This is a genomic window from Rhizobium sp. KNZ2-6A, from assembly GCF_056755475.1.
This window is the reverse complement of record NZ_JBNDIC010000029.1, coordinates 40,143-54,364: the sequence shown is the minus strand read 5'-3', so window position 1 is coordinate 54,364 and position 14,222 is coordinate 40,143. Positions and strand designations below refer to the sequence as shown.

Sequence of the window (14,222 nt, the reverse complement as noted above, 5' to 3'; positions counted from 1 at the left end):
ATCTGGATCTGTGGATGATCACGACAATTAACTGACTCGTAATATTTGCCTAGATTTCGCCACGATTTGCCCTAGTTTGGGCCCACCGCAGTCTGCAGGGTTCCTCACTTCATGGCCGAAAGTCCATTGCGCGTTCAATTTCCTGCAGAGGCTGCCATCCAGGCGCGGCCGCATCATGATTTTCACATTCCTTTTCTGCCGCGCTCCGCCCATCTGCGCCATCTGATCGCCATCGGCCTGGCGGGCACTGCATCCTTCGGTCTTCTGGCAACCGTGCTCTATCCGCTGCTGGCGCGTCACACCATCGAACAAGCCGTGCCCGTGCGCACGGCAGAGCTGGCCCATCCCCAGCCTGCAATGCGCAAAGCCAGCCGGCTGGCAGCGAAACAGCGTTTCGACGGCGCTCGCTTCGCTCAGGTTGCGGAAAAGCTCTCCAGCGGGGAAACCCGCATCTTCACCTATCACCGCACAACACTGGTCTTCAAATCCGACGAGTCCGGAAACGCGCGCAACAGTGCTAAAGCCATCAATGTCGCCTATGGCGGCGAGCGTGCCGACAATTTTGCATTCTCGCCACCGTCGCTTTCGGATATCCGCAACGGCATTTATCCGCAAACCACGCATTATGATGCCGTGCGCCGCTCCCGCTTCCCCGTTCGCGGCGTACCGCTGAACGTCAGCGTATCGAGGGCGACGACCGGCGAGCAGGGTCGTGAATTCCACCGGCTGGTCTCCATGCCGAAGGACAAGCAGGAACTGCAGGACATCCTCGCTTCCGCGGGCCTCGGCAGCGATGCCGGCGACGAGCTGCAGCGCGCCCTGGAGACCGATACGGTTTCGCCGGGCGACAGCCTGGAGCTGCTGCTCGAGAAGACAGGTCCGAACGCCCGCCCGAAACTGATCATGGCCCGCCTCAGCGGCGACCGGATGCCGGAGAGGGTCGTTGCCCGCGACGATGCCAACGGCTTCGTACCGATGGCCAATGACCGGCTGTTTTCGACGCTCTATAGCGAAAGTCAGGCCGACGCGCCGTCCTCTTCGGAAGTAGCCGCGGTCGATCTCAGGAACGTCGATGGCAATGACGAGGCTGCGGTCAGCGCCAAGCTGGAGAGATCCGGCCTGAGCAAGGAATATGCTTTGCAGCTCATCAAGCTTGCCAAGGCCAAAGACGTTTCGCTGACCAGCATCGAGGATGCTCCCGACAGCGTCGACCTTCTCTTCCGAAAGTCCGATGACGGCCACAATGAGCTGATGTTCATCGAATTCCATGCCGATGGCGACACGCATCGCTTCTATCTGCATAAGGACGGGAGCGAGGGCTCCTCGGAATTCTACGATGAAAGCGGCCATTCGATCGCCAAGTCGCTGGTACACCGCCCCGTGCCGAACGGCACGCTCGGCGATGGTTTTGCCTGGCGTATCCATCCCATTCTCGGCGTGAAGAAATTCCACAACGGCGTCGATTTCCGCGCGCCGATGGGTAGCCCCATCCAGGCGGCCGGCGATGGCGTCGTCGAGAAGATTTCCTGGGAAACCGGCTACGGCAAATATGTCCGCATTCGTCATGACGGCGGCTATGAGACCACCTACGCCCATATTTCCGCAACGCCGCAGACGCTGCGCGTCGGCCAGCGTGTCACCCAGGGGCAGGTCATCGCCTATGTCGGGTCGACCGGCTATTCCACCGGCCCGCATCTCTATTACGAACTGCGCGTCAACGGCCGCTATGAAAACCCGCTGACGACACAATTGCCGGCCGGCACGAATCTCACCGGCAAGTCGCTCGACAGCCTGCGCTCGCAGGTCAGCCACGTCGAGAACATCATGAGCTATCTCGACGTTCCGCTGGCCCACGGCAATCAGCCCGCGCCCTTCGCCAACTTCGATCAGGGGCCGAATTTGGGCCTGAGCCTCGGACCAAGCTTCGGGCCGAACCATTTCGGCGCGCCGTCACCGTAAGCCGGTCAAAAGCCGGTGCCTGCGCCGTCATTTTGCAATCCGAGCGGGCTGGTAATGGCGCCTCCGCGCCGAATGCGATAACAATCCTCCGATACATCGCCAATGGAGACGATATCGCCGCGCCGTGTGAATAGGCACGCCGAAATCGTTCCCACGGCAATCCGCAAGGAGCAGACATTGGCGCGCAAGCCGTTGCCGGAACCGAAGGATACATTACCAGGCGAAAACAGACGCCTGCGCGCCGACGCGCGGCGCAACCGCGACACGCTGATCGAAGTCGCCGCACAAGCCTTCGCCAGCCACGGCACCGCCGCCTCGCTGGAGGACATAGCACGGCGGGCGAATGTCGGGATCGGAACGCTCTATCGCCATTTCCCTAGCCGGGAGCATCTCGTGGAGGTGGTCTATCGTCACGAGGTCGAGGCGCTATGCGCCGCGGCCGAGACGCTTTCCGGCGACCTTGCCCCGGATCAGGCCCTGGAGGAATGGATGCATCGCTTCGTTGGATATCTCGCCACCAAGCGCGGCATGGCCGACAGCCTTCGCATTCTCGTCAACAGCAACTCGAAGCTCTTCGCCGACAGCTACGGCAAGGTGCCCGTCGCGCTTGCCGGCCTGATCGAAAGAGCGGTCGCGGCCGGTTCGATCCGCGCCGATGTCGACAGCACGGACGTGCTGCATGCCCTGTCGGGCGCCTATTCCATGCCCAATTCACCGGAATGGCACGATCGCGCCCAGCGTCTCGTGCGCCTGTTGATGGATGGATTGCGCTGGGGCGCCCCGAAATTGCCGACGCCAAAGGCCTGATAATCGGCTGGATGCTTCCTATATGCTTTTGAACTGAGATCGTCAGGCGAGTTTCTCGCTGCTGCAGCTTCGTGCATGGCCCCTCACCCTAACCCTCTCCCCGCACGCGGGGAGAGGGGACTCAGCGCAAGACAACAGGCTGCCTTGCCTGGACGGGAGCGCCTTTAATCACTGTAAAGCCCCTCTCCCCGCAATGCGGGGAGAGGGTTGGGGTGAGGGGCCAGGCACCAGGCACACGATAGACCCAATTCACCCGACCATTACCCAAGCTGTGGAGAACAAGAATGTCCGAAAAGCTGGTGAAAATACCCGGTCCCGATCATCCCATCACGATCGAGGAAAAGCATGCGCATGTCACCGTCTCCGTCGCCGGCAAGGTGATTGCCGACACGCATGAGGCGCTGTCGCTCAAGGAAGCATCCTATCCGGCCGTGCTCTACATTCCCCGCAGGGATGTCGACATGTCCCTGCTGCAAAGGACCAACCACGAGACCTACTGCCCCTACAAGGGCGAATGCTCCTACTACAGCATCCCGGCCGGCGGCGAGCGCTCGGTGAACGCCATCTGGACCTACGAAAACCCCTATCCTTCCGTCAGCCAGATCAAGGATCACATGGCCTTCTATCCGGATCGCGTCGATTCGATCGACGTCGTCACCTAAAGCAATTCCAGGAAAGTGCGCAGCGATTTCCCGTCCGGAATTGCGGAAATGCGCTAAAGAGCAAGGCCGCTTGACGAGTCGAAGACATAGACCTGCTCCGGGCTCACCGAGACGTTCAGCGGCTGGCCGTAGCGCACCGGCGCTTCGCCATCGACGACCGCCGTCACCTGCTCGCCTGCAAGGTCGAACAGAACATGGGTCTGCGCGCCGGTCGGCTCGACCAGCAGCGTCTGACCGGTCAGCGGCGAGCCGCCGCTGGCAAGGCTTAAGTGCTCGGGCCTGAGACCGACCTTCACGCTCTGGCCCGACTTCACCTTGCGTTCCCCGGCGATGCGGATCGGCGTGCTGTCCTTCAGCCGCACGGCCGGCGAGCCTTCGAAGCCTTCGACCACGCCGTCGAGGAAATTCATGGCCGGCGAGCCGATGAAGCCGGCGACGAAGAGATTGGCCGGCATGCGATAAAGTTCGATCGGCGTTCCCTGCTGCTCGATCTTGCCCTGGTTCAGCACCACGATACGGTCGGCCAGCGTCATCGCCTCGATCTGGTCATGGGTCACATAGATCGAGGTGGTCTGCACCTTCTGATGCAGCGCCTTGATTTCGGAGCGCATCTGCACGCGCAGCTTCGCATCGAGGTTGGAGAGCGGCTCGTCGAACAGGAAGACAGCAGGATTGCGCACGATGGCGCGGCCCATGGCGACGCGCTGGCGCTGGCCGCCGGAAAGCTGTGCCGGCTTGCGGTCGAGCAGCTTGGTAAGATCGAGCATGCGCGCGGCCTCGTTGACCCGTTGCTCGATAACCGGCTTGGTCTCGCCCGAGAGCTTCAGGTTGAAGCCCATGTTCTCGGCAACAGTCATATGCGGATAGAGCGCGTAGGACTGGAAGACCATGGCGATGTTGCGCTCACGCGGCGTCATGGCGTTGACGACCTGCCCGCCGATCGACACGTCGCCATCGGTGATTTCTTCCAACCCGGCGATCATCCGCAGCAGCGTGGACTTGCCGCAGCCGGAAGGGCCAACGAGCGCGATGAACTCGCCATCCTCGATCGAAAGCGAGATATCGTGGATGACGGTGAGCGCCCCATAGGCTTTGTGGATGTTATGCAGTTCGACGGATGCCATGTTTTTTGCTCCGATGAGAGCAATTCCAGGAAAAGTGCGTAGCGGTTTTCCGTCCGGAATTGCTGGAAAATAAAGAGATAGAGCGGTTCAGAGTTTCCATGAAAAGCTGAACCGCTCTAGGCTCAGGATTTCACGGCGCCGGCGGTAAGGCCGGCAATGATGTGCTTCTGCGCCAGGAAGAAGACGATGACGGTTGGCAGGATGGTGAGCGTGATGAAGGCAAGCACCAGCTCCCATTCCGTACCGAATTCGCCGCTATAGACCATCATGCCGAGCGGCCAGGGATAGATCGAATCCGAATTCAGCATGATCAGCGGCAGGATGTAGCTGTTCCAGCTACCGACGAAGGAGATGATACTGACGGTCGCGATGATCGGCCGCGAAAGCGGCAGCGAGATGTGCCAGAAGAAGCGGATATAGCCGCAACCGTCGACGAACGCCGCCTGGAACAATTCTTCCGGAAGGTTTCGAAAATAGTTTCGGAAGAGAAGGATGCTCATGCCGAGGCCGAAAGCCACCTGCGGCAGCACCACGCCCCAATAGGTATTGAGCAGACCGAGGTCGCGGATGCGGATGAAGAGCGGCAGGATGGCGGTGGCGGCGGGAAACATCAGGCCGATGAGGAAATAATTGAGCAGGAAGTTCGAACCGAAGAATTTCACATGCGCGAAGGCGAAGGCCGCCATGGCCGAGACCGACAGCGTCAGGAACACGGTGAGAACGGCGATGATCAGCGAATTCATCATCTGCCGCCAGTAGCGGTCGCCGAACAGGATGCCGGTATAATTTTCAAAGTGCCACTCGGCCGGCAGGCCGAAGGGATTGGTGCGGAGATCGCCGAGCGTCTTGAAGCCGCCGAGCGCGGTCGTCAGCAGCGGGATCAGCACGATGGCGGCGATAACGGTCAGCGCCACATAGAGATAGATCTTCGTGCCGACAGTCAGTCGAACGGATGAGGCCGTGTCAGTCATTGCGCATAAATATCCGTTTGTAGCCGAAGGCGAGGGTGACGCAGATCACGAACAATACGACGCCGACGGCGCTGCCGAGGCCGACCTGCATGCGGGTGACGCCGAAATTGTAAAGGAAGGTCACCATCGTCTGCGTCGAGTTGAACGGGCCGCCGCCGGTGAGCGGCATGATCATGTCGAAAAGCTGCAGCGATCCCACGACGGCGAAGAAGACGGAAAGACGCAGCGTCGAGCCGAGCAGCGGCAGCGTCACATAGCGGAACTTCTGCCAGCCGGTGGCGCCGTCGATCTCGGCCGCCTCGAGCACGCTCTTGTCGAGGGATTGCATGCCGGCGATGAACAGCATCATGTGGAAGCCGAAATATTTCCACACGATCACGCCGAGCACGGCATACATCGCCAGGTCCTTGTCGGCGAGCACATAGGGTGTGGGCGTGCCGAGGAAATGCGCGATCGCGGCAAACAGGCCGTAATCGCCGTCATAGACGAAGCGCCAGATCAAGCCGGCGGCCACTTCGGCCAGCACATAAGGCAGGAAGAAGATCAGCCGGAAGAGCACGACGCCGCGAATGCGGTGCGCCAGCATCGTCGCGAGCCAGATGGCGAGCGGCACCTGGATGGCGATCGAAACCAGGATGATGAGCGCATTGTTCTTCAGCGACGTCAGGAAGGCGCCGTTCTTGAACAGAACCTGGAAATTGCGCAGCCCCACGAACTCGGTCGGCGGGCCATAGCCATTCCAGCGATAGAGGCTGTACCAGGCCGCTTCCCCCATCGGCAGGATAACGAAGATGGTAAAGAGCAGCAGCGCCGGCGGCAGGAACAGCAGGATGACGGGCAGGCGGCCGCGCGCGGCGGGCGATTTTCGTTCCGCGGCCGGTCTTACACTTGCGACGGAAGGTATGGCGGTCGTGGCGCTGACATCGGTCATTGATGATCCTGACCCCTGACGTTCCAGGGAAGCATAGGTTCGTCTTGGAGATGATGAGCCGGTTTCGGTGGCCGGCTCACCCGGTCGATCGTCACGCCAAATCCGGATGAATTCCGCAAATTGGCGCTGGGGCACGTTCCACCTTCTCCCCCGCGGGGAGAAGGACGCCCGAAGGGCAGGTTGAGGGGGCGTTGCACCGTAAGGGTCGTACAGAATATGCCGCGCCCCTCATCCGTCTCTCACCGCTTCACTTCGCTCAGCGTTTCGATCCACCTTCTCCCCGTTGGGGCGAAGGGATTTTAGGCATCAAAGCTGGTCCTGTTCGAAGGCGTCCTGGACCTGCTGCGCGCCATCCTTTGGCGAAATCTGGCCGGAGACGATACCGACGGCCACATCATTGACGACGCGGCCGACGGAGGGGCCGAGATCCTGATCGAAGAAGTTCTGATGCCACGTCGAATGCGCCAGCTGGTCGGCAGCCTCGTGCATCAGCGGACCCTTGACGCCGTCCTCAGCGCCGACGGCGACCGGGATGATCATGCCGGCCTGCGCCATGGCGCGCTCGTTTTCGGCATTGGTGAGATAGGCGAGGAAATCGAGCGCCTCGGGCGGAGCCTTCTTGGTGACGGCCCAGCCGTTCAGGCCCCCGAGCGTATCTGTGGCAAGACCTGCCCCGCCGGTCACGGCCGGGAAGGCAAAGCGGCCGATATTGTCAGCTGCAAGTCCCTTGCCGTCACCGGAATTGGTGCGCTGGTTGGCGACCGTATTTTCGAAGCCGAGGATCATCGCAGCCTTGCCGTCGCCGAAGACGCCGAGCGCCTGCGGCCAGGTGGTGCCAAGATAGCCGGGCTGGAAAGGTTCGAGCTTGCCGAGCTCGGCAAGCTGTTCGCCGGCCTTGATGATGGCGGGATCGTTGAAGCCGTTGCCCTTGCCGTTCTTGGCGTCGTTGAAGACCTGCTGACCGCCGTCGCGCATGACGAGGTAGCTCCAGTAGAAATGGATCGGCCACTTCTCGCCGCCGCCGCCGGCGATCGGCGCGATGCCGGCCGCCTTGATCTTCTTGACGGCGGCAAGGTAGTCGTCCCAGCTCTTGATGGCATTGGCATCGACGCCGGCCTTGGCGAACAGCGCCTTGTTATAGAAGAAGGAAACCGTACCGAGCTTGTAGGGTACGGCGCTGATCTTGTTGTCGAAGGTCAGGCCCTTGACGGCTGCCTGGTTGTAGCTCTTCAGCCAGGCGCCATCCTTGGCATTCATCGCCGCTGTCAGGTCGAGTAGCGTGCCGGTCTGTTGCTGCTGCTTCAAGACGCCGCCGCCCCAGCTGAAGAAGAAATCGGGCGCGTCCTTTGATTGCAGCAGCGTCGGCAGCTTCGCCTTGAAGGCCTCGTTGGCCAGGAACTGCATCTCGATCTTCGTGCCGGGATGCTTGGCCTCGTACTGGTCCACGATCTTGCGCCAGACGGCGACATAGTTCGGATCGGTTTCCAGATGCAGCCATTTGACGACGGTTTCGGCGGCAGCGCCCGTCGCGCCGGCCAGGATCGCCAAGCCGGTCGTGGCGGCAACGGCAGCGATGCGAAGGGCCTTGGCCCCACGTAGATGGATCATGATTTTTCTCCTCCCAAGGGAACCAAGAGCCTCAATATTTTTTCCCTTATGCGGAATAATTCAACGGAGCTTTGCTGAAATGTCAACCGCTACCGCTAAATTTTCGGCAGATTGCCTGCAAAATGGCTTGACATTGAGTGTTGACCATAGGTTATTTAATTCGCATTCCGTTAAAAATACCAGGCCGCAGCCGAGCGGGTCCGTCATTCGGCGCTATTTTCATGAAAACAGCAGATCCCGAACTTATGCGGGCGATAAACCGCTTCAATGTGCTGGATACGATCCGGCGGGCGGGCTCCATCGCACGTATCGAAATCAGCGACCGCACCCAGCTTTCGACCACCACCGTGTCGGCGATCACCGCATCGCTGCTGGATGATGGGCTGATCCTGGCGCGCACGGAAGGCGACCTGCGCGAGGCGGCCGCCCGAGGCCGGCCCCGCGTCATGCTCGAACTCAACCCGGATGCCGCACGCGTCGTTGGCGCGAAAATCGCGGCCAACCGCATGGTTTTCGTCGTAACGGACTTTCGCGGCGAGGTTCTTTCGACGCTGACGCTGGCGCTGCGCGTCGACCGGCAACCGATCGGCGTCATCGCCGATCTGATCGAGGATGGCGTGCGCCGCTGCGTCGTCGATGCCAATCTGGCTCTGGACGAGATCGATTCCGTCTGCCTCGGCCTGCCTGGCGTCATCGAGCACCGCACCGGCCATGTTCGCACCAGCCCGATCTTTCGCGAGACGGGCGTCGATTTCGCCAAGGAAATGTCCGAGCGGCTGGGCGTGACCACCATCGTCGAGAGCGATGCACATGCCATAACGCTCGCGCATCACTGGTTCGGCAAGGCAAGAGATCTGGACGACATGGTGCTCGTGTCGCTGGAACAGACGCTGGGGCTCGGTGTTCTGCATGGCGGCCAGCTGTTTCGCGGCGCCGGCGGCCTCAGTCACAATCTCGGCGACCTCGTGCTTGGCATAGGCCCGCAAGGCACCGTCCGATTGGCGAGCCTTGCCGGCGAGAGCGCCATTCTCGGCGATCAGCCAGGTGGCGGTCGCTTCGCCGAAGCCATCCGCCTCGGCCGGGGAATGACGCATGCCAAGACGCTGATAGACGCCGAAGACACCTCGCTGATCAGCGCGGCAATCCGCGCCGGCGAAGCCTGCGGGACCGCGCTCGCCAATATCGTCACGCTGTTCGCCCCGCCGCGCGTCATTCTTGTGGGGTCGAGCCTGGCGCTCGGCCAGCCCTTCCTCGACAGCCTGCGGGAGGCTTATTCGCTGGCCATCCCGCCGTCGATCAAGGGCGTGACGGAACTCGTTTTCGACCAGTCGACCGATGAGACCTGGGCGCAGGGTGCTGCGGTCGTGGCCCTGCGCGAACTCTACGAATCGCCCTGGGGAACGACGGGACCGGCTCCGGCTCTCTGAGCCCTTCACGGACTGCAAAGACAATTCATCTGGAGGAAATCTATGAACAAGGTCGGCATCGGCATTATCGGCTGCGGAAACATTTCCGGCGCCTATCTCAAAGCGATGAAATCCTTTCCCATTCTCGACATCAAAGCTGTCGCCGACCTCAATCGCGAGCTCGCCGAGGCAAAGGCATCAGAATTCGGCCTCAAGGCTGTCGATATCGCTGCCCTCTTCGCTGACCCCTCAATCGAGATCATCGTCAACCTGACCATCCCGAAGGCGCATGTCGCCGTCGGCCTGCAGGCGCTGGACGCCGGCAAGCACACCTATTCGGAAAAGCCGCTCGGCATCAATTTCGCCGAGGGCAAGAAGCTTGCGGATGCTGCTGCCGCCAAGGGCCTGCGCATAGGCGCGGCGCCCGATACCTTTCTCGGCGGTGGCCACCAGACGGCCCGCGCCATCATCGACGAGGGCGCAATCGGCATTCCAGTCGGCGGCACCGCCACCTTCATGTGCCCGGGCCACGAGCGCTGGCATCCGAATCCGGCTTTCTATTATGAAGTCGGCGGCGGCCCGATGCTCGATATGGGTCCCTATTATATCACCGATCTCGTCAACCTGCTCGGCCCCGTCTCCCAGGTCGCCGGCTTTGCCGTCGCGCCGCGCAAGGAGCGCATCATCACCAGCGAGCCGCGCAATGGCGAGCACATCCCCGTGCATGTGCCGACGCATGTCGCCGGCGTCATGGCCTTTGCCAATGGCGCGGTCGTCCAGATCGGCATGAGCTTCGATGTCGCCGGCCACAAGCATGTGCCGCTCGAAGTCTACGGCACGGAAGGCACGCTGATCGTGCCTGATCCGAACCATTTCGGTGGCGCCGTCGAATATCTGAAAAAGGGCGGCCAATTCGAGGGACGCGAGGTCACCGCGCCCTATGCCGACGGTAATTACCGCTCGCTTGGCGTCGCTGACATGGCGCACGCCATCCGCTCGAACCGGCCGCACCGCGCCAATGGCAGCCTGGCACTGCATGTGCTCGAAGTCATGGAAGCCTTCCAGACGGCCTCCGACACCGGGCGCACGGTCACCATCACGACGCAAACGGAGCGTCCGGCCCCTCTGTCCGAATCCCTGGTGGATGGACAGATCGGTCGTTAATTAAGCTAGTTCAGGAGGACTATCATGCGTGAAGCACTTATCGTCTGGGGCGGCTGGAGCGGCCACGAACCACAGGAATGCGCTCATATCATCCGCGACATGCTGCAGGAGGACGGCTTCAAGGTCTACCTCGAAAACAGCACCGAAGCCTTCGCCGATCCCTCGATCCACGATCTCAGTCTGATCGTGCCGATCGTCACCATGTCGAAGATCGAGAAGGAAGAGGTGAAGAACCTTGCCGATGCGATCGAGAGCGGCGTCGGCATCGCCGGCTATCATGGTGGTGCTGGCGACTCGTTTCGCGAAAGCGTCGAATACCAGTTCATCGTCGGCGGCCAGTGGGTCGCCCATCCCGGCAACATCATCGACTACACGGTCAACATCACCAAGCCGGACGATCCGATCATGGAGGGGATCACCGATTTCCCCTACACGTCGGAGCAATATTACATGCATGTCGATCCGTCGAACGAGGTGCTGGCGACCACGACCTTCACCGGCGATCATGCCTACTGGATCGACGGCGTCGTCATGCCGGTCGCCTGGAAGCGCAAATACGGCAAGGGCCGCGTCTTCTATTCTTCGCTCGGCCACCAGGCCAAGGAATTCGACGTGCCGCAGATGAAGACCATCTTCCGCCGCGGCGCCAACTGGGCAGCACGCTGAGCGCCACGCCTTTCGAAAAAACCGCTCCTCACATTCTTTGAGGAGCGGCTCTGCACAAGCATCCTTGTCGGGCTCGGCCAACCGCAGCCTCATTGCTACGAGCAGATACCAGCCAGAACAGGCTGCCGCGATAATTTCCCGCGAAAACACCGTGCGGCATTCAGTCTTTCGAGCCATCCTCCCAGCCCATTTCCAGACATTCCAAATTCTCAGCCTCGCACCCAGCGGCTAACTCGGTGCCAGGTCACACGCGCCGCAGACGCCGGGGAGCGGTCATGCGCCTCGACGGGCGCAAACGGCGGGGCCGCGACGAAAGACTCGTCGGGTTTCATTTCCAATACCGATCAATCGGTTACCGGTTTTGTTATTTATCCCTAAAATAGGCCTCTGACGAGATTCATGAAGCGAAGCTGAAACGCGACCAGTTTTCGTTTGACATTCCTTTATCTTCATTTATCGTCATTCTTGTTTCGGTTTTCGCGTGAGGGATGCAAATCGAAACAAGGGGAGGAATAATTGTCCGAAAATCAGATCAATACGGAAAACGGCATGGTTTGCGGCATCGGCCGCACCGCCATTGACGTCGCGCGGCGCAATTCTCGCCGACGCGATGTTTCCGCAGGCAGATCGGCACAATCCACCTCCCGACAACCATAATCTCAGCAATAGACACCGCCCGGCGACGGCATTTCCGGACGGATCAGTCTCTTCGCGATCCTCGCGGCAGCATCGATATGCGACGCATGGAAGGAATTTATCGTGCTTGAACTTAGAGGCGTATCGAAGTCTGTCGGCGGCGAGACGCATATCGCAGAAACGAACCTGACATTGCAGCGCGGCACGCTGAATGTGCTGCTGGGACCGACGCTTTCGGGCAAGACGTCGCTGATGCGGCTGATGGCCGGGCTCGACAAGCCGACCACGGGCACGATCCATGTCGACGGTGCCGACGTCACCGGCCTGCCGGTGCAGCGCCGCAACGTCGCGATGGTCTACCAGCAATTCATCAACTATCCCTCCATGACCGTCTACGACAACATCGCCTCGCCGATGCGGCTGAGCGGCAAAAGCGCCGCGACCATCGACAAGGAGGTGAAGAGGGCAGCCGATCTTCTGCGCCTCGGCCCCTTCCTCGACCGCCTCCCCTTGAGCCTTTCCGGCGGCCAGCAGCAGCGCACGGCGCTCGCCCGCGCCATCGTCAAGAATGCGGGGCTGGTCCTGCTCGACGAGCCGCTCGCCAATCTCGACTACAAGCTGCGCGAGGAGCTGCGCGCCGAATTGCCGAAGATCTTCGCCGAATCCGGCGCCATCTTCGTCTACGCCACCACGGAACCATCCGAGGCCCTGCTTCTCGGCGGCAATACCGCAACCCTGTCGGAAGGCCGCATCACGCAATTCGGATCGACCATCGACGTCTTCCGCAATCCGAAGGACCTCATCACTGCGACCACCTTCGCCGATCCGCCGCTGAACACGATCACGCTCGACAAGCGCGGCCGGGAATTCGTGCTCGACAGCAACATCCGCCTGCCCGTACCGAGAGGTTTGGAAGACCGGCCGGACGGCCGTTACGCGATCGCCTTTCAGCCGCATCATCTCGCGCTTGCACCGCAGACGCCCGAAGCCGTCGCCGCCCCGGCGAGAGTCATGGTGACCGAGATCACCGGCTCGGAAAGTTTCATCCATATCGATTTTGCCGGTCAGCGCTGGGTGATGCTGACCCAGGGCGTGCAGGATATCGATGTCGACGATGCGATCGATGTCTATATCGATCCGCGCCACATCATGGTCTTCGACACCGAAGGCGCCGCCGTCACTCCCGCCCTGCAACAAGCCGCCTGAGGAGAGACAATGGCCCGCATAGATCTTGACCACATCAGGCACGCCTACAACGACCACCCGAAATCCGACGCCGATTACGCGCTGAAGGAAGTAAACCATAGCTGGGAAGATGGCAGCGCCTATGCGCTGCTCGGCCCCTCAGGCTGCGGCAAGACCACGCTTCTCAACATCGTTTCCGGTCTGGTGCAGGCCTCGGAGGGGCGCATCCTCTTCGACGGCAAGGACGTGACCCGGCTGTCGACCCAGGAGCGCAATATCGCGCAGGTCTTCCAATTCCCCGTCGTCTACGACACGATGACCGTCTACGACAATCTCGCCTTCCCGCTCCGCAACCGGCATGTTCCGGAAGCCGAAGTGAAGCGCAAGGTCGATGAGATCATCGAGATGATCGGCCTTTCCGACAGCGCGCACCGCAAGGCCCGCGGGTTGACGGCCGATGCCAAGCAGAAGATCTCGCTCGGCCGCGGCCTCGTGCGCTCCGATGTCAATGCCATCCTCTTCGACGAGCCGCTGACGGTCATCGATCCGCATATGAAGTGGGTGCTGCGCTCGCAGCTGAAGCAGCTCCACCGCCGCTTCGGCTTCACCATGGTCTATGTCACCCACGACCAGACGGAGGCGCTGACCTTCGCCGATAAGGTGGTTGTCATGTACAATGGCGAAGTGGTGCAGATCGGCACGCCGAACGATTTGTTCGAGCGCCCGCGCCACACGTTCGTCGGCTACTTCATCGGTTCGCCCGGCATGAATGTCATGCCCGTCGAAATCGAAGGCAGCAGCGCCCGCATCGGCAACCGCACGATCGCGCTGCCCGGCGCGCCGCGCGAAAAGCGCGCGGGCCGTTCCGAGCTCGGCATTCGCCCCGAATTCGTCCGCATCGGCCGCGAGGGCATGCCCGCCACCGTCACCAAGGTCGAGGATCTCGGCCGCCGCAAGGTGGTCCGCGCCAAGCTCGACGGCCAGGATATCGTCGCCGTCATCGGCGAGGACCAGACGGTGCCGGCTGAGCCGCACATCGCCTTCGATCCGGCCGGTATCAATATCTACGCCGACTCCTGGCGCATCGAGATGGGAGCCTGATC

General features: G+C 61.3%; 12 protein-coding genes. 8 read left to right on the top strand and 4 right to left on the bottom strand.

The features are described 5' to 3' along the window. Positions 1–126 precede the first annotated feature (126 nt). The 3 genes from ACPYOP_RS19865 (at position 127) to ACPYOP_RS19855 (ending at position 3,428) form a co-directional block, all read left to right on the top strand. Positions 127–1,959 (top strand): peptidoglycan DD-metalloendopeptidase family protein, encoded by a 1,833-nt coding sequence (locus ACPYOP_RS19865; protein ID WP_481412053.1) that lies wholly within the window; start codon positions 127–129, stop codon positions 1,957–1,959. Positions 1,960–2,061: 102 nt separating this feature from the next. Continuing rightward, positions 2,062–2,766: a TetR/AcrR family transcriptional regulator gene (locus ACPYOP_RS19860; protein WP_481412052.1), complete on the top strand. Its 705-nt coding sequence runs from the start codon at positions 2,062–2,064 to the stop codon at positions 2,764–2,766. Positions 2,767–3,050: 284 nt separating this feature from the next. Beyond that, positions 3,051–3,428, top strand: a complete 378-nt coding sequence (locus tag ACPYOP_RS19855) for a DUF427 domain-containing protein (protein ID WP_481412051.1) — start codon at positions 3,051–3,053, stop codon at positions 3,426–3,428. A 53-nt stretch (positions 3,429–3,481) separates the two neighbouring features. Here the strand turns inward: ACPYOP_RS19855 and ACPYOP_RS19850 are convergent, their stop codons facing one another. From ACPYOP_RS19850 to ACPYOP_RS19835, 4 genes are all read right to left on the bottom strand, one after another. Beyond that, positions 3,482–4,552, bottom strand: coding sequence for an ABC transporter ATP-binding protein (locus tag ACPYOP_RS19850; RefSeq protein WP_481412050.1), 1,071 nt, complete (start codon positions 4,550–4,552; stop codon positions 3,482–3,484). A 122-nt stretch (positions 4,553–4,674) separates the two neighbouring features. Further along, the gene (locus tag ACPYOP_RS19845) at positions 4,675–5,523 is read right to left on the bottom strand and encodes a carbohydrate ABC transporter permease (protein WP_481412049.1); all 849 of its coding nucleotides are present in this window, start codon (positions 5,521–5,523) and stop codon (positions 4,675–4,677) included. After that, positions 5,516–6,454, bottom strand: coding sequence for a carbohydrate ABC transporter permease (locus ACPYOP_RS19840; RefSeq protein ID WP_481412048.1), 939 nt, complete (start codon positions 6,452–6,454; stop codon positions 5,516–5,518). The genes ACPYOP_RS19845 and ACPYOP_RS19840 overlap by 8 nt, the downstream gene beginning before the upstream one ends. 306 nt (positions 6,455–6,760) lie before the next feature. Then, positions 6,761–8,062: an ABC transporter substrate-binding protein gene (locus ACPYOP_RS19835; protein WP_481412047.1), complete on the bottom strand. Its 1,302-nt coding sequence runs from the start codon at positions 8,060–8,062 to the stop codon at positions 6,761–6,763. Positions 8,063–8,283: 221 nt separating this feature from the next. On the opposite strand from ACPYOP_RS19835, the gene ACPYOP_RS19830 reads away from it, so the two are divergent. The 5 genes from ACPYOP_RS19830 to ACPYOP_RS19810 all read left to right on the top strand — a co-directional run bounded on the left by ACPYOP_RS19830 (position 8,284) and on the right by ACPYOP_RS19810 (position 14,220). Then, positions 8,284–9,489, top strand: coding sequence for an ROK family protein (locus ACPYOP_RS19830; protein WP_481412046.1), 1,206 nt, complete (start codon positions 8,284–8,286; stop codon positions 9,487–9,489). A 42-nt stretch (positions 9,490–9,531) separates the two neighbouring features. Further along, on the top strand, positions 9,532–10,632 hold the full coding sequence (locus ACPYOP_RS19825) for a Gfo/Idh/MocA family protein (RefSeq protein WP_481412045.1): 1,101 nt from the start codon (positions 9,532–9,534) through the stop codon (positions 10,630–10,632). Positions 10,633–10,656: 24 nt separating this feature from the next. Then, positions 10,657–11,298 (top strand): ThuA domain-containing protein, encoded by a 642-nt coding sequence (locus ACPYOP_RS19820; protein ID WP_481412044.1) that lies wholly within the window; start codon positions 10,657–10,659, stop codon positions 11,296–11,298. Between the two features lie 759 nt (positions 11,299–12,057). Continuing rightward, complete coding sequence (locus ACPYOP_RS19815) at positions 12,058–13,140, top strand: ABC transporter ATP-binding protein (RefSeq protein WP_481412043.1); 1,083 nt, start codon at positions 12,058–12,060, stop codon at positions 13,138–13,140. Positions 13,141–13,149: 9 nt separating this feature from the next. Continuing rightward, entirely contained in the window at positions 13,150–14,220 is a 1,071-nt protein-coding gene (locus tag ACPYOP_RS19810) for an ABC transporter ATP-binding protein (RefSeq protein WP_481412042.1), read from the top strand. The last annotated feature ends 2 nt before the right edge of the window (positions 14,221–14,222 follow it).